Here is a 24,580-nt window from a genome sequence, read left to right as displayed (position 1 = left end):
ATGAGCCGTCCGCCGACGGCCGTAATGGACCATGGTTGCGCATACCCGTGGCAACGTTGCGCGCGGGGGCGCTCGGCGGGGAATCGTTGCGAGACACTGCGCGAGTCAGCGCTCGTTTCACCCGAATGCCGCGATACTGCACCATTTTAGCGGTCGTTGGTGGGGACGTGACCACTGACAGCCTGCAACCACCCGATCACTCCCAGCTCAGTGCCGAACCCGTGTTCCGGCCCCGAGACCAGGGGGGTGACAGCGAGCGCTACCCGCTCGAATACTGCGCGAGAGTCTGGGAGGACTTCATCCGGGCGCTGGGCCGGATCGAGGCGGACTTCCTCCAGCGGTCCGATACGCCGGAACCGGGCGTCAAGGCATGACGTACACCGAGCCGAGGCCGGGCGGCTACGGGCCCCCACCCACCGGCCACCGGCACGCCCCCGCGCCCCCTCCCGGGGAGCGGTACGAGGCGGCAGCCGATTATGAGATGAATCCTTTCCCCCTGCCCGACCCGGAGACCATCGAGGGCCGCTGGGACCTGGAGGGAGACCTCGCCCGGCTGCTCCAGACGACCTCCCCCGAGGAGTCGGTGCACACCACCGGCCCCATCGGACCGGTCGTTCCCCTCCACACCCCCTCCCCCACGCATGTGCGGGGGCGTGGCAAGCGCCGCCGGGTCCGCTTCCGGCTGCCGACGCTGCCGTGGCTGCATGTGATCAGCCTGATCTTCGCGGCGGTCACCACGGTCATCGTCGCCATGCTGAGCGTGCTCGGCGGAATGATCTCCTACCGCCCGCTGCGCTATCTGGCCTCCCCGAGCACCTCGGAGTCCATGGCGGCGTGGTGGCCCCTGCTGGTCTACGGACCCTGGCTGGTCGCCTCGCTGTCGGTGCTGCGGGCCGCCCTGCACCGCCGGGGCGCGGGGCACTCATGGGCCGTGGTGGTGCTCTTCTCCACCATCGCGGTGTTCCTGTGCGTCGCACACGCCCCGAGGAACGCGCCCAGCATGGCCGTGGCCGGTCTTCCCCCGGTCGCCGCGCTGGTCTCGTTCCACCAGCTGGTCCGGCAGATCACCCTCACCAGCCCGCCGCGCCACGCGCTGCCCCGCACCCGGGGTGAGCGCGGAGTGGCGAGGTGAGACCCCGCCGCGACGCACCACCACAACCCCACTCACCCGAGCCGAGTGGGGTTGTGGTGTTCGGGGGCTCGGTTCGCCTCCGGGGCGAGCCGAACTCCTGAGCCTCAGTCCCAGCTTGCGTGGAGCGGCTTGCCCTCCGCGTAGCCCGCGGCGCTCTGCACGCCCACCACGGACCGCTCGTGGAACTCCTCCAGCGACCCGGCGCCCGCGTAGGTGCAGGAGCTGCGCACGCCCGCGATGATCGAGTCGATCAGGTCCTCGACCCCCGGCCGGGCCGGGTCCAGGAACATCCGCGAGGTGGAGATGCCCTCCTCGAACAGCCCCTTGCGAGCCCGCTCGTACGCCGACTCGTCGCTGGTGCGGTTGCGCACCGCGCGTGCCGACGCCATGCCGAAGCTCTCCTTGTACGGCCGGCCGTCGGCGGTGTGCTGGAGGTCGCCGGGCGACTCGTACGTCCCCGCGAACCAGGAGCCGACCATGACGTTGGACGCTCCGGCCGCGAGCGCCATGGCGACGTCGCGGGGGTGCCGGATGCCACCGTCCGCCCAGATGTGCTTGCCGAACTTCCGTGCCTCGGCGGCGCATTCCAGCACCGCGGAGAACTGCGGCCGGCCCACGCCGGTCATCATGCGGGTGGTGCACATCGCGCCCGGCCCGACGCCGACCTTGACGATGTCGGCACCGGCCTCGATGAGGTCGCGCACGCCCTCGGCGGCGACCACGTTGCCCGCCACCACCGGCACCCGCGGGCCCAGGCCGCGGACCGCCTTGAGCGCGGCGATCATCGACTCCTGGTGGCCGTGGGCGGTGTCCACGACGAGGGCGTCCACCCCGGCGTCCAGGAGCGCCTTCGTACGGCCCTCCAGATCGCCGTTGACCCCGACGGCGCCCGCGATCCGCAGCCGGCCGCCCGCGTCCACCGCGGGCTTGTAGAGCGTCGCGCGCAGCGCGCCCTTGCGGGTCAGGATGCCCGCCAGCTTCCCGTCCGCGTCGACGGCGGGGGCGAGCTTGCGGTGGGCGGCGTCGAGGCGGTTGAACGCCTCCTGGGGGTCGATGGCGGCGTCGAGCACCATCAGCTCGCGCGACATCACCTCGGAGAGTTGGGTGAAGCGGTCCACGCCGGTCAGGTCGGACTCGGTCACCACGCCCACCGGACGCCCGTCCTCGACCACCACGCCCGCGCCGTGTGCCCGCTTGGGCAGCAGCGACAGCGCGTCGGCGACGGTGCCGGTCGGGGCGAGGACGATCGGGGTGTCCAGCACCAGATCGCGGCTCTTGACCCAGCGGATCACGTCCGTGACGACGTCGATCGGGATGTCCTGCGGAATGACGACGAGGCCACCGCGACGGGCGACCGTCTCGGCCATGCGGCGGCCGGCGATCGCGGTCATGTTGGCGACGACGAGTGGAATGGTGGTGCCGGTGCCGTCGGGTGAGGCCAGGTCCACCCCCTGGCGGGAGCCGACCGCGGAGCGGCTCGGCACCATGAACACATCGTCGTACGTCAGGTCGTAGGGAACCGGGGAAGATTCCACGTGGCGCCCCGTACCGGGCTCGAGGAAACGCATGAGTCTCACATTTTCACGCGAAACGACGCAGGTCACTCCCATAGCGGCACAACAAAACACCCCCGCATTCGTAGAGTCCTCCAAAGAGGCGCTGCGGGGGCTGCTGCGGTGCCGACAGGCAACCTGCCTAACGTCGAAACGTTACCCGAGGGCGAGTGACGCCATGCGGCGGAGCACCGCTGGACACGTCCGCGAGCGGTCGGGGCCCGGCCAGGAGCCGTAAGAGAGCTTCAATTATGGCCGTTCGTTCCACCGCCCGCGACTTTCTGAGGCAACCCTTAGACCTAGCTCTCCGAAGTCCCGGAATCACCGGCTGTGCACGTACACAGGAGGGGTGGGGCGCTCGACCGAGTGCCCCGCGTGCCAACCGCGAACGGGAGCCGCGCATGCCCATCCGCTGAGGTGTGTATGAGCGGCACTGGGTGCGAACGGCTGCCGTCGCCCCTCTACCGAAGGAGTTGACCATGTCTATTGCCGTACCGGCCGAGTCGGCCAAGGAGATGTCGGAGTTCGACCTGGACGTGCGTGTCGAGCTCGACGAGCCGACGGCCGCACACAGCGCCTCCGTCACGCCCACGGCGTCCATCATCTGGTGCACCGTCGCCGCGCCGGCCTGTTAGTAGCCAGGACCGCGCGGGGCCCGGGCCCGGCCCGGGCCCCGCGCGGCTCGCCGACTGCGGAATTCTCGGCGGTGCCGAGCGTGAACGGGAGAGACGACCCCATGGCCGAAGACCACGCGATGTTCCACGCGGAGCCCACCGGGATGCTCCGCGTCCCCCTCCTTCCCCACTCGGCCCCCGAGACCCGCGCACACCTCGACCCGCGCGACCGCGAGCAGGTCCGCCGGTACATCGACGCGCTCCTCTCCGACGAACGGGTCGAGGAGGCCCTCGCCGTCTCCAGCCCCTCACTGCACCGCACCGTCGAGGCGCTGCGCGCGGGCGCGCCGATGAAACCCGGCGCCCTGCGCAAGCTCACCCTCGCGGCGACGCGCTACGTCCTGCGGGGCGCCAGCCGCGCCACCCCCTTCGGACTCCTGGCGGGCGTCGCCCCGGTGTCCTTCGGCGAGGCGGGCTGCCATATCCGGCTGGGCACCCGGCACCGGAAGGCGGTGCGCCCGGACGGCGGCTGGCTGACCGGCGTGCTCACCGCCTGGGAGGGCGACCTCGAGGTACTGCGCGCGCTGCGCGTCGTGGCGAACGACCTGGGCTTCGCACGCGGGCAGCGCTGGGTGCTCCCCTGCGGCTACGACGCGAAGGACCCCGCCGGCTCCGATGAGCCGGCCACCGACGAACAGCGGCGCGAGGGGCGGACCGCCCAGGAGATCTCCGTACGCCACACGGCGGCCGTGCGGACCATCCTCGCCGCCGCCCGGCACCCCTGCCCGGCCGGGGACCTGCTGAAGACCCTCGACGAGGCGTACCCGAACGTCCCCGCGTCCGCCAAGGAGGGGCTTCTCCTCGAACTCGTCCGCCAGGGCTTCCTCCTCACCGAGTTACGCCCCCCGCTCGGCGAGACCGACCCGCTGCGGTACGCGGTGGAGGTCCTCAAGTCCGTGGGCCAGGCCGCCAAGGCAGGCGAACTGACCGTCATCGGCGACCTGCTGGACGAATACGGCGCGGAACGCCTCGGCGCGGGGCTCGGCCGCTGGAAGAAGGCCCTGGACGCGATGGGCGGCCTGCGCGCCGATGACCGGCCGATCCAGGTCGACATGCGGCTGGACGCGGAAGTCACCCTGGACCAGGAGGTGTTGCGGGAGGCGGAGCGCGCGGCCACGGCGCTGTGTCTCGCCGCACCCGACACGATGCCGACGCCGGAGCTGCGGGAGTACCGTGACGCGTTCGTCGAACGCTACGGCACCGGCCGGGCCGTGCCGCTCGCCGACGTCCTCGACCCGCACACCGGCCTGGGCCCGCCCGCCGACTACGACCATCCCAAAAGCGAACGGCGCACGGCGGAAGCCGGTGAGCCGAGCGAACGCGACCGGGCCCGGAACGAGTTCCTGGCCGAGCTGGCCCTCACCGCGATCGCGTCGGGCGACCGCGAGGTGGTGCTCGACGACACGGCACTCGACCGGCTGCGCGGCTCCGGAGCACCGCCCCCGGCCGCGATGGAGCTCTGTGCCCATCTGACCGCCCCCTCGCGGCGATCCCTCGAAGGGGGCGACTTCACGCTCGTGCTCTCCCCGTCGACAGGATCGCCGGCCCCGGGCGCGCTCTTCGGCCGGTTCGCCTACCTCCTCGACGACGTGGAGGAGGTAGGCGAGTTGGCGCGCCGTTCCGCCGCCGACTCGGCCCGGGACAGCGCGCTCCAGGCGCACCTGGACTTCCTGCCCCTGAGGGGGCGCGACGCCAATGTGGCCCGCGTTCGGCCGTTCTGGACCGAGCGGGTCGCGGTGGGCTGCTTCGCGGACCGCGCCTCGCCCGCCGTGCGGGGAGTGGGCGATCTCGCACTGGCCGCCGACCCGGACCGGCTGTATCTCGTGGACGCCTCGACCGGACAGGAGATCAACCCCCGGGTTCCGACCATGCTCGACCCGCGGCGCGCCCCCGCGGCGGTCCGTCTGCTGCGTGAGCTGCCGACGATGGGGAGCTGGCCCTCGTGCGTATGGACATGGGGGCGCCTGTCCACACTTCCCCACCTGCCCCGCGTCCGGTTCGGCAGGACGGTCCTCGCCCCCGCCCGATGGCGGCTGACCGACCCCGGCCTCATGGACTCCTCCCTCTCCGACGCGGAGTGGGAGCACCGGCTGGACGGCTGGCGGGCGCGCTGGAACGTGCCCGACCGGGTCGCCGTCGGCGGGGGCGACCACCGGGTGGAGCTCGACCTGACCGCCCCGCTCCACCGCATGGTGCTGCGCCGCGAGCTCGGCCGGGGCAAGGACGTGACGGCGTACGAGACGCCCGAGGACGCGGGGGCGGGCGAGGGCTGGCTCGCCACCGACCAGGGGGCGTTCAGCAGCGAACTGGTGATTCCGCTGCTGCCCGCCCGCCCGGCGACCGGCGAGTCCCCGGCCGTCCGGGCCCCGGCGCGGCGGATCCGCCCGGTCGGTCCGCCCGTCCCGCGGCACAGCCGCGAGTGGCTCTACGGCAGGCTCTACACCTACGCCAACCGCCAGGACGAGGTGCTGACCGAGCACCTGCCCCGGCTGCTGGCGGCCCTGCCGCCCGCGGTGGACCGCTGGTTCTTCATCCGCTACGCCGATCCGGCCGGCGCGCATCTGCGGCTGCGCTTCCACGGCGACCCCGCCACGCTCCACGGCGAGCTGACACCGGGCGTCCTCGACTGGGTGGAGCAGCTCCGCGACCTGCGCCTGGCCGGGGCGTTCGTCATCGACGGCTATGAACCCGAAACCCACCGCTATGGCGGCCACGAGGCCATCGAGGCCGCCGAGACGGTCTTCCACCACGACAGCGTGGCCGCCGTCGAACAGCTACGCCTGCGGGCGGCGGACGCGGTCGGCGTCGAGCCGCAGGTGCTCGCCGCCGCCAACTACCTCGACCTCACCCGCCAGGTCCACGGCGACCGGTGGACCGACTGGTGGCTGCGCGACCCGCGGGACGAGGAGCACCACGCCTACTTCCGGGAACGCCGCGCGGCGGCACTCCACCTGCTGGACGGCGGGCTCCGGGCCACGTTCCCCACCGAGGGCGCTGCCGCCGCGCTCACCGCCCTCGACGCCAGGGCGGCCGCCATGCGCGCCTATGCCTCCGTGGCCGCCGACCCATCGGTGCTGGCGAGTGTGTTGCATATGCACCACAACCGGCTGATCGGCACCTCACGCACCTCCGAAGGCCGTTCGCTGGCGGTGGCGCGCGGCCTCGCCCAGGCCGACCACGGACGGCGGAGGCATCTCGGATGACGACGGAGGCATCTCGGGTGACGGCGGCATCAGCCGGGCGGTGGGACCCCGGCACGGTGGCGGCCGAGATCGGCGCCCGTATCCGCGACCACGTCACCAACACCCGCACCGGGGACTTTTCCGCTGCCGGGCTCGGCATGGGTGCCTCGGGGGCGGCGCTGTTCCTCAGCGAGCTGAGCAGGAACGATCCGGGCCTGCGCCCGACCGTCCACGCCCTGCTGGCGGCGGAGGCCGGGTACGCCGGTGCCAGAGGTCCCGGGCTGATCACGGGCCTGGGCAGTCTCGGCTTCGCCGCCAAGCACGCCGCCCGCTCGCCCCGGGACTACGCCACCGTACGGGGCCGAGTGGACGCGACCCTGCGGCATCGCCTCGGAACGGTCCTCGACGCCGAGTACGAGCGAATGGAATCCGGTGTCCCCGGGGCGGACCGGGAACACTTCGACGTCGTCTCCGGTGTGACCGGCCTCGGCCGGTACTTCCTCGCCGAGCCGTCCGACCCCGAAGCCGTCCACGACGTGCTGCGGTATCTCGTCGCCCTCACCGAGCCCGTCAAGGCCGGGTCCGGGCCGCTGCCCGGCTGGTTCAGCCCCCCGTGGCCCGCCGCGGTGGACCCGCGGCGGCGGGAGTGGGTGCTCGACCTGGGGCTCGCCCACGGCATCGCCGGGCCGCTCGCGCTGCTGTCCCTGTGCTGGACGCGCGGACTGCGCGTCCCCGGCCACGACACGGCCATCCGCCGTATCGCCCGGTGGCTGATGAGCTGGCGCCAGGAGGACCCGGACGCGGGCCCCGGCTGGCCCGGTACGGTCTCCGCCGACCAGGAGCTGGCCCCCACCCGGCCCGCCCTGGGTCCGGGGCGCGCGAGCTGGTGCTACGGCGCTCCGGGAATCGCCCGCGCGCTGCAGCTCGCCGGAGTCGCGCTGGGCGAGGACGCGTGGGTGCACACCGCGGCGGAGGCGATGAGGGCGGTCTTCGCCCGCCCCGACGGACCGCGGGGGCTGGACGATCCCGGACTGTGCCACGGCCTCGCCGGGCTGGCCCGGATCACCGGGCGTATCGCCGACGACCTGGACGACGCGTCGCTGTCCGCGCGGGCGGACGAGATCACCGAGCGGCTGTGCGCCCGCTTCGACCCCGGCACGGCCTTCGGTTTTCCCATCGCGCCGGTGCTACCGCTCCGGCCGGAGCCGCTGGACGCGCCGACGTTCCTGGAGGGCGCGGCGGGCGTCGCCCTCGTCCTGCTCGGCCGGAGCACGCCGCCCGCCGGAACCGCCGACGGTGAGGTGCCGTGGGACGCCGCCCTGCTTCTGGCGTGATCCGATACGGCGAGCGGCGGGCCGCTCGCCGTTTCCCCCTTGCCCGCCGCTTTCCCCCTTGCCCGCCGCGACCGGCCCGCTACACGCCGTCCGGATCGGCGCGGTCCAGGGCGGGGTGGGCGGCGGGGGTGGTTTCGGCGAGCAGGTAGTCCGCGGCGGCGGTGTCCGTGACCAGGCTGGTGACCAGGCCGGACCTCAGCACCGCCCCGATCGCCTCGGCCTTACGGCGGCCACCGGCGATGGCGACCACCTCGGGGATCCGGCGCAGCCGGTCGGCCTCCACGGTGATGCAGCGCTCGCCCAGGTCGCGGCCGATGCGGCGGCCCTCGGCGTCGAAGAGGTGGGCCGACATCTCGGCGGCGGCGCCCAGGCTCTCGTAGTGGGCCCGCTCCTTCTCGGTCAGCATGTCGTAGACCGTGGAGATCCCGGCCTCCCAGGAGCCGATGGAGACGCAGGCCACGGTGACCTTGTCGAAGTACTCGAAGGCGCGGGCGATACCGGTCTGGCCGCGCAGGGCGTCCGCGGTGGCCGTGTCCGGCAGCAGCATCGGCGCGTAGATGGGGTGCGCCTCCCCGCCCGAGACGGCGGCGGCGCGGCGCACCGCCTCGACCGAGCCGCGCTCGGCCGTGCCCGCGTCGTACACGCCGGTGAGCTGGACGACGGTGCACGGGGGCAGCCGGTGCAGCGCGGCCGCCATGTGGATCGTGGACCGCCCCCAGGCCAGCCCCAGCACATCCCCCTCGGTCACCAGCTCGCCCAGCAGGTCCGCGGCGACCTCGCCGAGGTTCTCCGGGTCCGGGGTGTCCGCCTCGGCGTCGGCCGGGGACTCCACGACGACCGCGTGGCGCAGCCCGTAGCGGGCGCGCAGGGCATCGGAGCGCTCCGCGTCGAGCTCGGCGGGAACCCGGATCTCGATGCGCACCAGATCGCGCTCGAGCGCCGTCTCGAGCACCCGCGCGACCTTGAAGCGGCTGACGCCGAACTCCTCGGCGATCTGGATCTTGGACTTGCCCTCGAGGTAGAAGCGGCGCGCCATGGCCGCCGCCTGCACCAGTTCGGCGGGTCCCATCCGCGTGGCTGAACGGCCCGTCGACACCGCGGTCTCCTCACTATTCACTGTCCGGACTCACCGTTCATCCTGTCAGAAACGGCGGAGTTGGTTCGCCCTTCACCCTTGAGTTCACCGACCGGTAGCTACGTCGCCTCATGTTCCGGGGGTGCCAGTTGCCTTCTCGGCGAGCTGGCGCAGTGCCTGTACGGCCTTGGCCGGGTCGTCGGCGCCGTAGACGGCCGAGCCCGCCACGAAGACATCGGCGCCCGCCTCGGCGCACCGCTCGATGGTGGCGGCCGAGACCCCGCCGTCCACCTGGAGCCACATCTGGAGTCCATGCTTGTCGATGAGCTGCCGGGTACGGCGGATCTTCGGCAGCATGATGTCCAGGAACGCCTGGCCGCCGAAGCCGGGTTCCACGGTCATCACCAGCAGCATGTCCAGCTCGGGCAGCAGATCCTCGTACGGCTCGATGGGCGTGGCCGGCTTGAGCGCCATCGAGGCCCGCGCGCCCTTGGCCCGGATCTCGCGCGCCAGCCGCACCGGCGCGGCCGCGGCCTCCACATGGAAGGTGACGGAACCGGCCCCCGCCTCGATGTACTGCGGCGCCCAGCGGTCCGGGTCGTCGATCATGAGATGGCAGTCCAGCGGGGTTTCCGTGGCCCTGCCCAGCGACTCGACCACCGGAACCCCGAGGGTGAGGTTGGGGACGAAGTGGTTGTCCATGACGTCGACGTGGAGCCAGTCGGCACCCTCGACCGCCTTCGCCTCATCCGCGAGGCGAGAGAAGTCCGCGGACAGGATGCTGGGGTTGATCTGCAAGGCCATGCCACCAGCCTCCCACGGTCCACGCCGGTCCATGGAGCCGGGATCATCGCAACGGCCCGCACCGCCGTGATCACTTGGTTCCGCTCCGATCGACCGCTCCGATCGACGGACGGCGACGGAGCCAGGACCATGAAGAAGTCGGATAAAACCCCTAGACATTACGTGCAAACAGGCAACCCACCATGACGAGCGATCGAATACCCCGGCATCTGCCCCGGCATCCCCGCACCGCGGTGTGCGCGGCGCTGACCGCGGCCGTCGTCGTATCGCCGGTCGCCGGGGCCGGGCCCGCCTCCGCCGCGGCCACGGCACCGCGGCCGGTCTGCGTCTCGCACCAGTCCGGGCTGGCCGGCAAGCTGTCCAAGGACATCGCCGCGGCGCTGCGCGGCCGGTCCGGCACCACCGCGGTCAGCCTCCGCGACCACGCCACCGACACCCGCTGCACCCTGCGCGCGAACCAGCGGTTCGACTCCGCGAGCGTGGTGAAGGCGACGGTCCTGGGAACGCTGCTGTGGGACGCGCAACGGCACCACCGGCCGCTGACCAAGAGCGAGCAGACCCTCGCCAAGGCCATGATCACCAAGTCGGACAACGCCTCGACCAGCAAGCTGTGGAAGAAGCTCAAAGCCTCCCGGGTCAAGGCGTTCCTGCGGGCGGCGGGCATGGACGCCACCGTGCCCGGCAAGAACGGCTACTGGGGCCTCACCCGGATCACCGCGAACGACCAGGAGCGGCTCCTGGACCTGATCACCCACCCGAACACGGTGCTGACCGACGCCTCCCGCCGCTACATCCTCTCGCTGATGGGCAAGGTCATCCGCGAACAGCGCTGGGGCACCCCGGCCGGCGCCCCGGGCGGGGTGCGGATCCAGGTGAAGAACGGCTGGCTGGAGCGGTCCACCCACGGCTGGCGGGTGCACAGCATCGGCGCCTTCACCGGTGGCGGCCACGACTACACCCTCACCGTGCTCACCCAGGACAACCGCACCATGAAGGCGGGCGTGGCCACCATCGAGGCGGTGGCGCGCGCGGTGCACAAGGACCTCAACCCCACCGCCCACGCGGCCACCGTCTACGCCCCGACCGACTGGCCGCGGGAAGCGCTTCCGGCGGTCCCGAAGGACTGACGCGCCGCTCACCGCGGCCGTACGATGCCCCGGGGCCGCTCACTCCGGGAACCCGCGGATGAACGGGCGCGGTCAGCCGGTGCGGCGCGAACGGGCGCGGTCAGCCGGTCCGGCGCAGCAGGGCCAGATACATGGCGTCCGTACCGTGCCGGTGCGGCCACAACTGGACGTCCGGGCCGTCGCCCAGCTCGGGCACCCCCGGCAGCAACGGACGGGCGTCGATCCACTCCGCGGAGACGGCCGGGCCGCCACGCCCCCTGAGGACGTCCTCGACCACGGCCTTGGTCTCGGCCGGATGCGGGGAACAGGTCGCATAGCCGACCACGCCGCCGATCCGCACCGAGGCCAGGGCCTCCCGCAGCAGCCCGCGCTGCAGCGGGGCGAAGCCGTCGAGGTCCTCGGGGCGGCGCCGCCAGCGCGCCTCGGGGCGGCGGCGCAGCGCACCGAGCCCGGTGCACGGCACATCCACCAGCACCCGGTCGAAGGCGCCGGGCCGCCACGGCGGCCGGGTGCCGTCCGCGGCGATCACCTGGTACGGGCCGGGGTTGCCCGCCAGGGCCCTGGCCACCAGCCGGGCCCGGTGCGGCTGCTTCTCGGCGGCCAGCAGCACGGCGCCGCGCTCCGCGGCCAGCGCGGCGAGCAGTGCGGCCTTGCCGCCGGGGCCCGCGCAGCCGTCCAGCCAGCGCCGGTCCTCCCCCTCCAGCGGCGCGTTCGCCAGCGCGAGGGCCACCAACTGGCTGCCCTCGTCCTGGACCCCGGCGCGCCCCTCGCGCACCGCCTCCAGCGCCCCGGGCTCCCCGCCCTCGGTGAGCCGCACCGCGTACGGGGACCAGCGGCCCGGTACCGCGGCCCCCTCGCCGACCGCGTCCAGCAGCTCCCCGGCCGTGGACCGGCCGGGCCGGGCGACGAGGGTGACCTCGGGCCGTTCGTTGTCGGCGGCCAGCAGCTCTTCGATCCCGGAGCTGCCGCCGCCGAGCGCGTCCCACAGGGCGGAGACGACCCAGCGCGGATGCGAGTGGCGGACGCCCAGATGCTCCTCGGGGTCCTCGTCGTAGGGCGGGGCGACCCGCTCCAGCCAGCCGTCCAGGTCATGGGCGGCGATCCTGCGCAGCACGGCGTTGACGAACTTGGCCCGTCCGTCGCCGAGCACCACCCGGGCCAGCTCGACGCTCGCCGAGACGGCGGCGTGCGTGGGGATACGGGTCCCCAGTAGCTGATGGGCGCCGAGGTTCAGCACGTCGAGCACGGGCGGATCCACCTCGCGCAGCGGGCGGTCCACGCATTCGGCGATGATCGCGTCGTAGGTGCCCTGATGGCGCAGGGTGCCGTAGACCAGCTCGGTGGCGAGCGCCGCGTCCCGGGCGTCGAACCGCGGCCCGCCGGCCTCCGCGCTCTCCCGCGCCTTGCGCAGCAGGGGCGGGAGAACGAGGTTGGCGTACGCGTCCCGTTCGTCGACCGCCCGCAGCGCCTCGAAGGCGAGGATCCGCACGGGGTCCTTCTGCGGGCGGCGGTAGGGCTTGCCAGGCCGGTTCGGGGCGTGGGGACGGCGACGACGGGGCTGGTCGGTCACGGGAAATGTGCTCCGGGGGACGGATCGGGCTCGAAGGGACCAGCCTACGTCGCCGGGGCCTCGGCGGCCGTGGGGCCGCCATCCAGGGCCGTGACCTTGGCGCTGGTGCCGGGGGCGCTCGCTCCGTCCACGGCCGTCACCGTCGCGCCCATACCGGGGGCGCCCACCGCGTCCACGGCGAATCCGCCGCCCATCGCGGCCGGTTGCTCGAACTGGGTGCGGTACAGCTCCTCGTAGCGCCCTCCGGCGGCCAGCAGCGCGGTGTGCGTACCGCGCTCCACGATCCGCCCGCCCTCGACGACGAGAATGAGATCCGCCGCCCGAACTGTGGACAGCCGGTGGGCGATCACCACCGCGGTGCGCCCCTCCAGCGCCTCGCCGAGCGCCTCCTGCACATCCGCCTCCGAAGTGGAGTCCAGATGCGCGGTGGCCTCGTCGAGGATCACCACCCGGGGCCGGGCCAGCAGCAGCCGGGCGATGGTCAGCCGCTGGCGCTCACCGCCGGAGAGCCGGTAGCCGCGCTCGCCCACGACGGTCTCGAGACCGTCCGCCAGGGACGCGATCAGCCCCTCCAGCCGGGCCCGGCGCAGCACTTCCCACAGCTCCTCGTCGGTGGCCTCCGGCCGGGCCAGCAGCAGATTGGCGCGGATCGAGTCATGGAAGAGATGGCCGTCCTGCGTGACCATGCCGAGAGTGGCGCGGATCGAATCGGCGGTCAGATCGCGGACGTCCACCCCGGAGAGCCGCACGGCGCCGCCATCGGCGTCGTAAAGCCTGGGCAGCAGCTGCGCGATGGTCGACTTCCCGGCGCCGGAGGAGCCCACCAGCGCGACCATCTGGCCCGGTTCGGCCCGGAAGGAAAGCTGGTGCAGGACCTGGACACCACCGCGGGTGTCCAGGGTGGCGACCTCCTCCAGGGAGGCGAGGGAGACCTTGTCCGCGGCCGGGTAGCCGAAGTCCACACGGTCGAACTCGACGGACACGGGCCCGTCGGGGACCTCCCGGGCGTCCGGCTTCTCCTTGATCAGCGGCTCGAGGTCGAGCACCTCGAAGACCCGCTCGAAGCTGACGAGCGCGCTCATGACCTCGACCCGCGCCCCGGCCAGCGCGGTCAGCGGCGCGTACAGCCGGGTGAGGAGCAGCGCGAGCGCGACGACGGCGCCGGGGTCGAGCCGCCCGTGCAGCGCGAACCAGCCGCCGAGGCCGTAGACCAGGGCGAGGGCCAGGGCGGAGACGAGGGTCAGGGCGGTCACGAAGGAGACCTGGACCATCGCGGTCCGCACCCCGATGTCCCGCACCCGCCGGGTCCGCGCGGCGAATTCGGCGGACTCGTCGGCGGGCCGGCCGAAGAGCTTGACCAGGGTGGCCCCGGGCGCGGAGAAGCGCTCGGTCATCTGGGTGCTCATCGCGGCGTTGTGCGCGGCCGCCTCGCGGCGCAGCTTCGCCAGCCGTCCGCCCACCCGGCGCGCGGGCAGCAGGAAGAGGGGCAGGAGCACCAGCGTCAACAGGGTGATCTGGCACGAGATCCCCATCATGACGACCAGGGTGAGCAGCAGCGTCACCATATTGCCGACCACCCCGGAGAGGGTGTCGCTGAACGCCCGCTGCGCGCCGATGACGTCGTTGTTGAGCCGGCTGACCAGCGCACCGGTGCGGGTCCGGGTGAAGAACGCCACCGGCATCCGCTGGACGTGGTCGAAGACGGAGGTGCGCAGATCGAGGATCAGCCCCTCGCCGATATTCGCCGACAGCCAGCGGGTCAGCAGCCCGAGGGCCGCCTCCGCCACGGCGATCGCGGCGATGAGCCCGGCCAGCCCGAGCACCGTGTCCTGTCCCGAATGGTGGACGATCGCGTCCACCACCCGGCCGGCCAGCAGCGGCGTCGCCACCGCGAGCACCGCCGTGACCGTGCTCAGCACCAGGAACAGCTGCAGCTGACGGCGGTGCGGACGGGCAAAGGCGCCGATACGGCGCAGTGTCTCGCGGGAGAAGGGCCGCCGGTCGTCGCTGGCATTGGACGCCTGATACAGGGAATGCCAGGCGGTCACTTCGATGTCCATCACGTACCTCCGAGGTCTCGTGAGGAACGTAGGACTTCAACTCAGGTTGAAGTCAACATCCGCCGCCCCGGCGCGCCCGACGGCCGCCCTTCAGCCGTGTGGACCTGCTCAGGGTTCTGCCCTGTGGACCTGCTCGGTGTCAGCCCTGTGAACCTGCTCAGGCCCGCCGTGCCGCTGGGTCTGCCTCGGTCCCGTGGCGTGTGCCGCTGGGTCGGCCTCGGCCCCGTGGCCCGCTCAGGCCCCGAGCCGCTCGCCCTCCGCGATCCGCACCCCGCGCGCCCAATCCGCCGCGAACATCGGCTTCTTGCCCTGCGGCCGCACCCACGTCAGCTCGACGGCATGGCTGCCGGTGCCCACGTACACGGCCTTCTTGGTCGCGGCCAGCCGGCCGGGCTCCAGATCCGTACGGTCCGCCACCGGCCGCGCCGAGACGACCTTCAGCCGCTCGCTACGGAAGGTGGTCCACGCACCCGGGGCGGGGGTGCACGCCCGCACCAGCCGGTCGACGCGCAGCGCGGGCGCCGTCCAGTCGATCTCCGCGTCCTCGACGGTGATCTTCGGGGCGAGCGAGATGCCCTCGGCCGGCTGCGGCACCGGGAGCAGGGTGCCGTTCTCGATGCCGTCCATCGTCGCTTCGAGCAACCCCGCACCGGCGAAGGCGAGCCGGGTCAGCAGATCACCGCTGGTGTCGGTGGCCCGCACCTCCTCCGTCACCACCCCGAACACCGGCCCGGAGTCCAGCCCTTCCTCGATCTGGAAGGTCGAGGCGCCGGTCATCTCGTCGCCCGCGAGCACGGAGTGCTGCACGGGTGCCGCGCCCCGCCACGCGGGGAGCAGCGAGAAGTGCAGATTGACCCAGCCGTGTGCCGGGATCTCCAGCGCCGCCTTGGGCAGCAACGCGCCGTAGGCCACCACCGGGCAGCAGTCCGGTGCGATCTCGCCGAGCCGGGCGAGGAACTCCGGATCACGCGGCCTGGCGGGCTTGAGCACCTCGATACCCGCCTCCTCGGCCCGTTCGGCGACCGGGCTGGCCACCATCCGGCGACCGCGCCCGGCGGGCGCGTCGGGACGGGTCACCACGGCCACCACCTCGTGCTTCTCCGACGCGATCAGCGCGTCCAGAGCGGGCAGGGCGACCTCGGGAGTACCGGCGAACACGAGCCTCATGGGTGGCGAACTACCTCTCACACAGCGGATACGGCGGAACGTCGAACAGCCTCTGAAGTCTATGGTCCGCCGGCCGAGGGGGCGTACGGGCGGACTCCCGCACGCCCCGGACCGTGACCGACGGGCGGGTGCCGCGTTGGTCAAGGCAGATTGACCGCATCGGGCCGCTGCCGCGGCCCGATGCGTTTCCCGCCGCCCGCTCGACTTCCCCATCCAGCATCAGCCCCCTCCCGTCCCCCTCCATCCCCTCACCCCCATCCCCCGTCAACGCCGGTTCGAGAGGCTTGTACATGGCCGACCACGCAACTCATGACGCCCAGGCACGGGCCAGCCTGCACCTCCTGGTCCGGGACATCGAGCGGGTCCGCCGGCAGGTGGACGCGCTGCGCACGCTCACCGCCCAGCTCGGCAATGTCTACCGCCCCCGGCGCACCGGCCCGTCCGCCGGTTTCGTGGTCTACGGACGCGCTCCGGCTCCCACCGTGCGGCTCGCCCAGGAACTGCGCGACAGCGTCGAGACGCTGGTCACCGCCGCCGTCGACTTCGACCGCTCGCTGGGCTTCTCCTGGGACGCGGTGGGCTCGGCGCTCGGCGTCACCAAGCAGGCGGTGCACCGCCGTTACGGCTCGCGCCGGGCCGCCGCGCAGAACGCGCCCGAGGGCGGCGAACCGTCCCCGGGCCGCCCGGCCGAGCCCGCCGCCGTACCCTCGGTGCCCGCCGCGCGCACGGTCCCGCCGCAGTCGACGCCGTCCCTCCGCGAGGACCCCCGCCCCAGCCCCTTCCCCAGCCCCCGCCACGGCTGACTGGAACCCCTTCTTTCGAGGCTCGGTTCGCCTCCGGGGCACATAGGTCTCCCCCAGCTACCGCTGGGAGGTGCCCCCGACCGGAAGAACCAAGCCCCCGGAAGCGCTACGGCACCCTGCGGCTTACCCGGTCACCCTGGGCGCCCCCGGTCGGTAGACCCAAGCCTCCGGGACTCTGCGGCACCCTGCGGCTGTCCCCAGCACCGCTGGGAGGCGCCCCGGCCGGAAGAACCAAGCCCCCGGATGTTCTACGGCGTCCTTCGGCTTACCCCGCGCCCCTGGGGCGCCCCGGCCAGTAAGCCCAAGGACCCGGAGACTCTGCGGCACCCTGCCACTCGCCCCGGCTGCCGCCGGGGGCGCCCCAGGCCAGAGGAACCGAGCCCGGAAGACGCCGACACCCGGCCTGCGGCACCCGGAGGCACTACGGCACCCTGCGGCTTACCCGGTCACTCCGGAGGGCGCCCCCGGCCAATAAGCCCAAGCGCCCGGAGACCCTGCGGCACCCGGACACCCCGCGGCGCCCGGAGCGCACCCCCAGCCGGGGAGCAGCCGAGGTCGGCCAACGCCCAGACCGGGGCCGAGGCCGGCCAAGGCCCAGACCCGACTCAGCCGAGGTCAGCCAATATCCAGGGGATCCACCCGCACCGCGGGGTCCTTCTCCCCCCTCGCCAGGCGGCCCGCCTTCGCCTCCTTGAGGGCCGCCGCGAGGGCGCTGCCCTGGCCGGGGCGCACCCGCAGCAGCGCGCGCTCCCAGACCTCGCCCGGCGGCGGGTCTCCGGGACGGCGCGGACGTCCGGGAGGCGCCGGGGGCAGCGGGACCGGGCCCAGCGTCTCGGCCCCCTCGGGCAGTCCGGCCGAGGCGATCAGCTCGGCCACCGCCTCCGCGGGGCCGGTCACCGCCGCCATCCGTGAGATCGGCGGAAAGCCCAGTTGGGACCGCTCGGCCAGCTCACGCGCCGCATACCCGCCCGGGTCCCAGCGCACCAGAGCCTGGACGGGCCGCTGCGTCGGCTCGGCCATGATCACCACGGTGCCGCCCCGGCCGTCACTCCCCTCGTCCCCGTGGCCGCGGACCAGCGAGGCCGCCTCCAGCCAGTGGCGCAGCGCGTCCTCACCGGCGCGCAGGTCGGGGCGGCCGAGCAGGGCCCAGCCGTCGAGCAGCAGCGCCGCGGCGTAACCGCCCTCGGCGATCGGCTCGGCGCCCGGCGTGCTCACGACGAGCGCCGGACGGTCGGGGACGGACGTCAGCACATGGTCACGGCCGGAGGTGCGCACGGGCACGGCCGGAAAGGCTCGGCCCAGCTCTTCGGCGGTGCGCCGGGCGCCGACTACGGACGCCCGCAGCCGGACGCCCCCGCATTCACGGCAGTGCCAGGCGGGTTCGTCCCGCCCGCACCATCCGCACACCAGAAGGTCCGCGTCCCGCGCCTCCAGCGGGCCCGAGCAGTGCGCACAGCGCGCGGGCTCCCGGCAGCGCTCACAGGCCAGCTTCGGCACATAGCCCCGGCGCGGCACCTGCACCAGCACCGGGCCCCGGGTCAGCGCCTCCCGTACGGTCTGCCAGGCGAGCGTGGGCAGCCGGGCGGCACGGGCCTCCATGTCCCGGGCCACCTCGCCCTCGTCGACCGTACGGATCAGCGGGGCGGCTGCGCGGACCTGCTCGCGGTCGGCTTCGAGCGGCCGGGCCCAGCCGTTCTCCACCAGCTGGGCGGCCTCGACGGTGCGGCCGAGGTCGCCCAGCAGAAAGCCCGTCTTCTCATGGACGGCGCGCAGCAGCAGCACATCGCGGGCGTGCGGCTGCGGCAGCCGGTCGTCGCTGTGGCTGCGGTCCCCGTCGTCCCAGATCCCCACCAGCCCGAGGTCCCGGACCGGTGCGAACATCGCCGCCCGGGTGCCCACCACGGCCCGGACCGAGCCCCGGCTGACCGCCAGCCAGCGGCGGTAGCGCTCCTCGGGCCCGAGGTCGGCGGTGAGCAGCACATGCCGCCCCGGGCCGCCGAGCACCTCCGTGAGCGCCGCGTCCACCCGCTCGGCGGTCCGCCCGTCAGGCACGACGACGAGCGCCCCGCGCCCGGACGCGAGCGTGGCGGCCACGGCGGTGGCCCACTCCCGGGGCCAGTGCGGCCCGGGCAGCGCGGTCCATACGGCCCGCGGCCGGTCACCGCGGGCAAGCGCCTCCAGGAACCCGGGCCCGGCCGGATAGCGCCCCCAGCTCCCGGGCGCGGGCGGCTCCGGCGGGGACAGCGGCGGCGATGACGGCTCGCCCTCGGCGCGGGCGTTGCGCTTGGGCAGGGCAAGCTGCAGCACATCGGCGAGCGATCCGGCGTACCGGTCGGCGACCGCCCGGCACAGCGCCAGCAGCCCCGGCCCCAGCACCGGCTCCGGGGAGACCACCTGCGCGAGGGCGGCCAGCGGGCCCCGATAGTCGGACTCGGCGACGCGCTCGATGATGTACCCGTCGAGCAGCCCGCCGCCCTCGCGCCGCCCCTCGCGCACTTTCCCCGTCCCGGCCCCGAACCGCACCCGCACCCGCACCCCGGGCCGGGCCTCGGCGTCCATTTCCGCCGGCACCGCGTAGTCCCACAGCTTGTCGAGGTGGACCGGCCCCTTGTCGACCAGCACCCGCGCCACGGGCAGCTCCCCGGCCAGCTTGGCCCCCCGCCAGGTCCGCGGCCTGGCCCGCTCCCCCTTGGCCTTGCGCACGGTCTCCCGAATGAGCGCGAGCTGCTCCCCTCCGACGCCTCCGCCGGATCCTTCGGCCGCTCGTTGTCCCTGCTCACAGCTTCAGTCCTACCAGAAGCCACGGACAGGGACGCGACGTCCGGTCACCGCTCGGCCATCTCGACAGGCCGGGCCGATTGCACTTCCCTGCCAAGAGGAAACGGGAAACCCCCAATTTCGCCTTGTTCCATCGTGCTGCCCGGCCGCAATCTGACACGCGATGGCCGCTGGCTGCTCCGGTGGACGGTCACGGAGGTCGATGTGTTGGAGCAGTCGCACGAGTTCGGGCGAGAGCTACGCAGGCGACGTCTCGCGGCGGAGCTTTCGCTGGAGCGGCTGAGCAAGTTGGTGCACTACAGCAAGGGCCAGCTGAGCAAGGTGGAGCGGGGGCTCAAGCGCCCCACACCGGAGCTGGCCAGGCTCTGCGACACGCATTTGAAGGCCGGAGGCGCGCTGGCCGACCTGGTGCCCAACCAGGCTCCGGCGGCCCGCGGCGTACCGGATTCCAGCCAGGACGGTGAGGTGTGGTTGATGCGCTTGGGTAAGAACGGATCGAGCTCCTTCCAACAGATGGACCGCCGCCAGGTCATCGCGGCGGGAGCGTCCTCCTTCCTAGCGATGGGAGTCGATGGCATTCGTCTGTCGGCCGAGGCCGGCGGCATGAGCCTGGTCGACGCCTCCAAGGCGTTATTCGTCCAGTTCCGACAGCTCGGCCAGGCAGCAGGGCCGGGGGCGGTGCTGCCGTCGCTGATCGCCCAGACCCATTCCCTGGAGCAGTTGGCCTCCTGTTCCGGCCCCCGCGCGCGCCGCGAGCTGCTGGTACTCGCGTCCCGGTACGCCGAATACACGGGCTGGATGGCCCAGGAGTCGGGGAACGACGAGGCCGCTCTGTGGTGGACCGACCGGGCGGTGGCACTGGCCACAGCGTGCGAGGACAAAGGGCTCGCCACGTACGGCCTCGTCCGCCACGCGCTGATCAGCCTCTTCGCAGGCGACGTGGCCAAGGCCATCGCGCTGGCCGAGGACGCACGCGACGGTGACGCACCGCCCCGTGTCCGGGGACTGGCGGCGCAGAAGCTGGCTCAGAGCCATGCCGTGGCCGGAGACTATGCGGCGTGTAGGCGAAGTCTGGACCAGGCTCGTGAGCTGCTGGCCCTCGATGCCAGAGAGCAGGACGTGCCGGTGATCGGCACCTCACAACTGACCGACGTCGTGTCCATGTTCACCGGCTGGTGCTTGTACGAGCTGGGCCGGCCCCAGCAGGCCGCCGAGACCCTGGGTCAGGAGACGGCCAAGCTCCCGGGACACGCGCTGCGCTCCCGGTCCCGGTACGGCGTCCGGCTCGCTCTGGCCCATGCCACGGCAGGGGACATCGACCACGCCTGCGAGCTGACACGCGGCCTCCTCGGGACGGTCGGGCTCGTGCACTCCGCCACGATCGGCGCCGACCTGCGCCGTCTCGCCCGGGTCCTGGGACGTCATCCGCGAAACGCCTCGGTCCGCTCCCTCAGCCCGGATCTGTCCGCCGTTCTGACCGCCACAGCTGCTTAGGAAGGGCCCAGACCCATGGAAGAAGTGTTTCTCAACTACCGCACCAAGGACGGAAAGGAAGCCGCCTTCATCTTCGACGAGAAGCTCTCGGCACGATTCGGGACCGAAAGCGTATTCCGAGCCACCAAGTCCATCGATCCCGGCGCCAACTACATCGACACCATGTTGAGCGGCGTCCGGGGGAGCAGTGTCCTGCTCGCACTCATCGGCGAGCTGTGGCTTGACGCACCGGAGCGGGACCGACCGGGACGCCGGGCGCTGAACAGCCCTAAGGACTGGGTGCGGCGGGAGATCGAGGAGGCATTCGCCCACGGAGTGCTCGTCGTTCCGGTCCTCCTGGGACGGAAAATGGAGCAGCTCGACCAGCGCCGGCTGCCGACGTCGCTACGGAGGCTGGCCGAGTGCCAGTACGAACGGTTCTCGTTACGCAGCCCGGGGACCGACATCGACCGACTGGCCGACCGGCTCATCAAACAGGTACCTAGGCTGGCAGACCTGGACAAGCAAGCGGCAATCCCGAAGACCACACGGGAAACCGGGGCGAGCAATCACGATCAGCGCGGTGGCATCGGCTACGTCCAGGGCACGGTCGGAACGTTCGTCCAGGAGTCCAACGGCCCACTTCACACCGGCAGCGGGCAGCAAGTCAACGGGCCTCAGTTCCAGGGCGAGAACACCAACTACGTCGCCGGAGACAACCATGGAGGCGTCCAGTTCGGCGCCACCCGCCGCTGCGAGGACGACGAGTGATGCGTGAGGCCACGGGCACATACGTCCGTGAATCCCATGGGGCCACCCATACAGGCGACGGCAATCAGTACAATTTTTACCTCTATGCCGCCTCAGCACGGGTGGGAACCCGCGGCAAGGACCCACACACCATCGCCCAGGACCAGCTCGACGGCCTCTCCCAGCGCTTCGTCGCCCCGAAAGGGTTCGCTCAGGCTCGCGACCTTCTGCTCCGGCACGGCACCGTACTGCTCTCCGGCCCACCGGGCAGCGGCCGACGGACGGCGGCACTCATGCTGCTGCACCAGCTGGCCGAGGACTCTGGTGGGATCCACGAACTCGACATCGAGGACAAGGCACCCTTCCTGAGACCCGACGCTGTCGGCGAGGGCGACCGCATACTGCTGGACCTGTGCGAAATCGACGAGATCCGCTACAGCGCGGTTCAGAGCGAACTCTCCGGGTTCCGGTCGCAGGTACAGCGGCGCGGCGCGCGGCTTGTGACCGTGCTGCCCCAGCAGGCGGAGCAGACTCGACGGACCGACTTCCTGGCGTTCACCGCCGACATCGAGCGGCCAGAAGCAAACGATCTGCTCATGCGGCATCTGCGGGTCGATGGCATCCACCCCGCTCTCACTGATCTGACATCGCCGGACCTGGCGCGCTACACGGCGAAGTCGGGAGCGGGGGAACTCGCGAGACTGGCCGACCTCATACGCCGCGCCAGGGACGACGGTGATCCCGGCGACACCTTCGCTCAGTGGGCCAAGGAGACCCTTGCCGCGCTCAACAATCGCGGCGACGAAGTGGCGGCATTCTTGGCTTCCCACCAGGACGGACGGCAACGAGCTCTGCTCCTGTCCCTGGCCATGTTCCACGAGTCAACGCCCGACGCCGTCCTCCGAGGGGCCACCTCTCTGCTTAGAGTGGTGGGCCACCCGGACCCCGAGGACCCCCGGCTGAATCACACCGATCTGACCCGGCAGTTCACCGAGATCGGAGCCACCACCGATCCGGACGGTCGGGTCCATTTCAGGACCTGGGCCTACGACCCTGCCGTCCGCGCCCACTTCTGGACGTACTTCCCGGACCTACGGGACGGCTTCCGCCAGTGGGTACGGGACTGCGTGTACTGGCTCGGCCAGGACTCCCGCGCCGCGCTGATCAAGCGATTCGCCGAGCAGGCTCTGCGGACGGACCGCCCGGAGGATCTGTGGTGGTTGGCCGAGCAATGGACCAGGCCGAACTCCACGGGTGATGTCCTGGCGGACGCGACCCAGGCTCTGGCTGAAGGACTCCGACACGACCGGTACGGCCATGTCTTCCGTCGAAAGATCTACGATTCGTCGCTCATCGCCAATCTGCCCAAGTGGCGGAGACACGCCCTCATCACTGTCTGCTCCAAGGTGATGTCCGTGCGTCACCCCGACCAGGCCTTGGTACGCCTGCATCACTTGGCCCGGCGGGAGGAAGAAGCCGCCAAGTCTCAAGCCAAAGACGAACTGCTCACCCTCGCGCGGAGTGACGGGCGCCTATTCCGTCTGCTGCTGGAACGCATCGACATCGAGCGATATCCAATCGACGCCGAGATCTTTAGGGCCCTCGCCGACTCCGCATCCCGCACGCGCGCTCTCTACGTCAGTGTGGCGGTACGAAGCTTGCTCGCCAAGAGCTGGGCCGCCATGCTCCGAGCACACCCACGCGAGGCGTGGCGGGCGCCTGTGGAAGCGTGGCTGAACGCCGCGGGTGCGACGGCCACGCACCGCGAGGCACTGCTGGACGTACTGGTCGACGCCTGCGAACAACGCACTGATGCCTTCAACGGGCTCTACGTCATCTCACGAAACTGGGCCTCGGCCTCACCCACCGATGGGGCCGAGCACCGCCGGCTCGCCCATCGCTTCGCGCAAAAGATCGATGCCGCCCAGGGCATCCAGACCCAGGAGCGCGTCCCATGAGTTCTGGCCACAAGACCATGACGGCTTTCCTGACCGTCATCTGCGGGCTGGCCCTCGCCATCGTCGGCCTGCTGATGAACTGGCCCCTATGGATCTGGGCCGTCGTCGCCATTCTGCTCCTGACAGCCTCGGCACTGGCCGCCAGAGCGGCGGGCCCGTCCCATGGGCCGATTCCCCCGGACCGCACGCTGGAGCCCGATCTGCCCATCCCTGAGCCGGAACGTTGGGAATGCGTCGTGAGCGAGGTGGCGCTGCCCAGCGCCGTGCCCGACTACGACTTTCTGTTCTCCGCCACGGTCCGCTGGTGCCCGGGGGGCTCCTCACCCGACGCTCCATACGTCAACCCGAGCGCGCTCGCGGTCGACGCCGTGCTCGACCGGGCACGGCGGATCACCGCAACGCAGCCTCCGCATCGGAGCTCGCTCGCTCAGCACCAGCTCAACGGAGCGCTCGGCACAATGGCCGCCGATTCGACCGGGAGGGTGAAGGCACTGGCGGAGGACGTCACGCTCAGGCTCAGCGAGGCGGACATCGAGCGGCTGCACAAGCTCTCGACCGTACGCAAGGACGAGGAGGTCTGGGAGCACGAGCGCAATTACGAGCGCAATAAGCGCGCGTACCTCGGTGAGGACGTACTCAAGGACCCCGGCAGCGCCGTCGTGTGGTGGATGGCGAAGAACGACGACCATGTCGAGAAGGCCGTCAACCTCATCGGTCCCCTTGCACAGCTGTCATCCGCGGCGAACAACACGGAGATCCCCGAACGATACCGACACCTCCTGGGCGATCTCCCACCGGAACGAGAGCCGGAATGGGCAGCCAGCCGGCCCTCGCCCCACGACCTGTTCTACGACGGACCCTTCCGAACCGAACGTGCATTCGAAGAGGCGAGCGTGACGGACCTCTTGGAGCGGGCGATGGACCTGCTGGGGCTGGAAGAGGACTCCGACGGTCGCGCGATGCTCGGGCGGCGGATCGCCGACGCGCTGCACGCACAAGGCCATGCGGACATCGCGGAGGAGGTCAGGCAGCGCTTCGACGAACCCCCGCCTCCGCCTGACCCGGACACGGATATCGACGCCGCCAGTCCCGACCCTGACGCCGAGGCCATCTGAGGCACGCGAAGGCCCGGACGCCGAG

General features: G+C 72.2%; 18 protein-coding genes. 11 read left to right on the top strand and 7 right to left on the bottom strand.

Annotation, left to right across the window (positions count from 1 at the left end):
* Positions 1–167 precede the first annotated feature (167 nt).
* Both CGL27_RS39180 and CGL27_RS39175 read left to right on the top strand, forming a co-directional pair.
* Positions 168–374 carry a hypothetical protein gene (locus CGL27_RS39180; protein WP_078647218.1) on the top strand — a complete coding sequence of 69 codons (207 nt, stop codon included), beginning with the start codon at positions 168–170 and terminating at the stop codon, positions 372–374.
* A complete protein-coding gene (locus tag CGL27_RS39175) occupies positions 371–1,132 on the top strand; it encodes a DUF2637 domain-containing protein (RefSeq protein WP_119992328.1) in 762 nt (253 codons plus the stop codon). The genes CGL27_RS39180 and CGL27_RS39175 overlap by 4 nt, the downstream gene beginning before the upstream one ends.
* 104 nt (positions 1,133–1,236) lie before the next feature.
* Here CGL27_RS39175 and CGL27_RS39170 read toward each other — a convergent pair whose 3' ends face one another.
* Positions 1,237–2,700, bottom strand: coding sequence for a GuaB1 family IMP dehydrogenase-related protein (locus CGL27_RS39170; RefSeq protein WP_119992327.1), 1,464 nt, complete (start codon positions 2,698–2,700; stop codon positions 1,237–1,239).
* A gap of 464 nt (positions 2,701–3,164) precedes the next feature.
* On the opposite strand from CGL27_RS39170, the gene CGL27_RS50435 reads away from it, so the two are divergent.
* The 3 genes from CGL27_RS50435 (at position 3,165) to CGL27_RS39160 (ending at position 7,875) form a co-directional block, all read left to right on the top strand.
* Positions 3,165–3,320, top strand: a complete 156-nt coding sequence (locus CGL27_RS50435; protein ID WP_162953166.1) for an FDLD family class I lanthipeptide — start codon at positions 3,165–3,167, stop codon at positions 3,318–3,320.
* Positions 3,321–3,421: 101 nt separating this feature from the next.
* A complete protein-coding gene (locus CGL27_RS39165) occupies positions 3,422–6,562 on the top strand; it encodes a lantibiotic dehydratase (RefSeq protein ID WP_119992326.1) in 3,141 nt (1,046 codons plus the stop codon).
* Between the two features lie 17 nt (positions 6,563–6,579).
* Positions 6,580–7,875, top strand: a complete 1,296-nt coding sequence (locus CGL27_RS39160) for a lanthionine synthetase C family protein (protein ID WP_240450792.1) — start codon at positions 6,580–6,582, stop codon at positions 7,873–7,875.
* A 79-nt stretch (positions 7,876–7,954) separates the two neighbouring features.
* On the opposite strand, the gene CGL27_RS39155 is transcribed toward CGL27_RS39160, so the two are convergent.
* Both CGL27_RS39155 and rpe read right to left on the bottom strand, forming a co-directional pair.
* Positions 7,955–8,944, bottom strand: coding sequence for a sugar-binding domain-containing protein (locus CGL27_RS39155; RefSeq protein WP_203348700.1), 990 nt, complete (start codon positions 8,942–8,944; stop codon positions 7,955–7,957).
* A 135-nt stretch (positions 8,945–9,079) separates the two neighbouring features.
* Entirely contained in the window at positions 9,080–9,754 is a 675-nt protein-coding gene (gene rpe, locus CGL27_RS39150) for a ribulose-phosphate 3-epimerase (RefSeq protein ID WP_078639836.1), read from the bottom strand.
* Positions 9,755–9,936: 182 nt separating this feature from the next.
* On the opposite strand from rpe, the gene CGL27_RS39145 reads away from it, so the two are divergent.
* Positions 9,937–10,881 carry a serine hydrolase gene (locus tag CGL27_RS39145; RefSeq protein ID WP_119992324.1) on the top strand — a complete coding sequence of 315 codons (945 nt, stop codon included), beginning with the start codon at positions 9,937–9,939 and terminating at the stop codon, positions 10,879–10,881.
* 100 nt (positions 10,882–10,981) lie between these two features.
* On the opposite strand, the gene CGL27_RS39140 is transcribed toward CGL27_RS39145, so the two are convergent.
* The 3 genes from CGL27_RS39140 to fmt all read right to left on the bottom strand — a co-directional run bounded on the left by CGL27_RS39140 (position 10,982) and on the right by fmt (position 15,678).
* Positions 10,982–12,451 carry a transcription antitermination factor NusB gene (locus CGL27_RS39140; RefSeq protein WP_119992323.1) on the bottom strand — a complete coding sequence of 490 codons (1,470 nt, stop codon included), beginning with the start codon at positions 12,449–12,451 and terminating at the stop codon, positions 10,982–10,984.
* 44 nt (positions 12,452–12,495) lie between these two features.
* Positions 12,496–14,511, bottom strand: coding sequence for an ABC transporter ATP-binding protein (locus tag CGL27_RS39135; RefSeq protein ID WP_119992322.1), 2,016 nt, complete (start codon positions 14,509–14,511; stop codon positions 12,496–12,498).
* Positions 14,512–14,745: 234 nt separating this feature from the next.
* Complete coding sequence (gene fmt, locus CGL27_RS39130) at positions 14,746–15,678, bottom strand: methionyl-tRNA formyltransferase (RefSeq protein ID WP_119992321.1); 933 nt, start codon at positions 15,676–15,678, stop codon at positions 14,746–14,748.
* A 290-nt stretch (positions 15,679–15,968) separates the two neighbouring features.
* Between fmt and CGL27_RS39120 the strand changes: the two genes are divergently transcribed.
* Positions 15,969–16,481 (top strand): hypothetical protein, encoded by a 513-nt coding sequence (locus tag CGL27_RS39120; protein ID WP_078639842.1) that lies wholly within the window; start codon positions 15,969–15,971, stop codon positions 16,479–16,481.
* A 615-nt stretch (positions 16,482–17,096) separates the two neighbouring features.
* Here CGL27_RS39120 and CGL27_RS39115 read toward each other — a convergent pair.
* A complete protein-coding gene (locus CGL27_RS39115; RefSeq protein ID WP_240450791.1) occupies positions 17,097–19,184 on the bottom strand; it encodes a primosomal protein N' in 2,088 nt (695 codons plus the stop codon).
* 210 nt (positions 19,185–19,394) lie between these two features.
* On the opposite strand from CGL27_RS39115, the gene CGL27_RS39110 reads away from it, so the two are divergent.
* The 4 genes from CGL27_RS39110 to CGL27_RS39095 are packed head-to-tail and all read left to right on the top strand — an operon-like array spanning position 19,395 to position 24,555.
* A complete protein-coding gene (locus tag CGL27_RS39110) occupies positions 19,395–20,753 on the top strand; it encodes a helix-turn-helix domain-containing protein (RefSeq protein WP_346345761.1) in 1,359 nt (452 codons plus the stop codon).
* A gap of 15 nt (positions 20,754–20,768) precedes the next feature.
* Positions 20,769–21,503: a toll/interleukin-1 receptor domain-containing protein gene (locus CGL27_RS39105; RefSeq protein WP_119992318.1), complete on the top strand. Its 735-nt coding sequence runs from the start codon at positions 20,769–20,771 to the stop codon at positions 21,501–21,503.
* Positions 21,503–23,440 carry an ATP-binding protein gene (locus CGL27_RS39100; protein ID WP_119992317.1) on the top strand — a complete coding sequence of 646 codons (1,938 nt, stop codon included), beginning with the start codon at positions 21,503–21,505 and terminating at the stop codon, positions 23,438–23,440. The genes CGL27_RS39105 and CGL27_RS39100 overlap by 1 nt, the downstream gene beginning before the upstream one ends.
* Positions 23,437–24,555, top strand: coding sequence for a hypothetical protein (locus tag CGL27_RS39095; RefSeq protein ID WP_119992316.1), 1,119 nt, complete (start codon positions 23,437–23,439; stop codon positions 24,553–24,555). Before CGL27_RS39100 ends, CGL27_RS39095 begins: the two co-directional genes overlap by 4 nt.
* The last annotated feature ends 25 nt before the right edge of the window (positions 24,556–24,580 follow it).

Source organism: Streptomyces sp. 11-1-2, assembly GCF_003595545.1.
GTDB lineage: Bacteria > Actinomycetota > Actinomycetes > Streptomycetales > Streptomycetaceae > Streptomyces > Streptomyces hygroscopicus_B.
The sequence above is the reverse complement of the archived record's forward strand: the minus strand, read 5'-3'. Positions and strand labels throughout refer to the sequence as shown.

Excerpts from the sequence above, each read along its gene's own strand:
- fmt (WP_119992321.1), bottom strand. The coding sequence starts at position 15,678 with ATGAGGCTCGTGTTCGCCGGTACTCCCGAGGTCGCCCTGCCCGCTCTG.
- CGL27_RS39095 (WP_119992316.1), top strand. The coding sequence starts at position 23,437 with ATGAGTTCTGGCCACAAGACCATGACGGCTTTCCTGACCGTCATCTGC.
- CGL27_RS39175 (WP_119992328.1), top strand. The coding sequence starts at position 371 with ATGACGTACACCGAGCCGAGGCCGGGCGGCTACGGGCCCCCACCCACC.
- CGL27_RS39155 (WP_203348700.1), bottom strand. The coding sequence starts at position 8,944 with ATGGGACCCGCCGAACTGGTGCAGGCGGCGGCCATGGCGCGCCGCTTC.
- CGL27_RS39145 (WP_119992324.1), top strand. The coding sequence starts at position 9,937 with ATGACGAGCGATCGAATACCCCGGCATCTGCCCCGGCATCCCCGCACC.
- CGL27_RS39165 (WP_119992326.1), top strand. The coding sequence starts at position 3,422 with ATGGCCGAAGACCACGCGATGTTCCACGCGGAGCCCACCGGGATGCTC.
- rpe (WP_078639836.1), bottom strand. The coding sequence starts at position 9,754 with ATGGCCTTGCAGATCAACCCCAGCATCCTGTCCGCGGACTTCTCTCGC.
- CGL27_RS39135 (WP_119992322.1), bottom strand. The coding sequence starts at position 14,511 with ATGGACATCGAAGTGACCGCCTGGCATTCCCTGTATCAGGCGTCCAAT.
- CGL27_RS39100 (WP_119992317.1), top strand. The coding sequence starts at position 21,503 with ATGCGTGAGGCCACGGGCACATACGTCCGTGAATCCCATGGGGCCACC.
- CGL27_RS39120 (WP_078639842.1), top strand. The coding sequence starts at position 15,969 with ATGGCCGACCACGCAACTCATGACGCCCAGGCACGGGCCAGCCTGCAC.
- CGL27_RS39105 (WP_119992318.1), top strand. The coding sequence starts at position 20,769 with ATGGAAGAAGTGTTTCTCAACTACCGCACCAAGGACGGAAAGGAAGCC.
- CGL27_RS50435 (WP_162953166.1), top strand. The coding sequence starts at position 3,165 with ATGTCTATTGCCGTACCGGCCGAGTCGGCCAAGGAGATGTCGGAGTTC.
- CGL27_RS39170 (WP_119992327.1), bottom strand. The coding sequence starts at position 2,700 with ATGCGTTTCCTCGAGCCCGGTACGGGGCGCCACGTGGAATCTTCCCCG.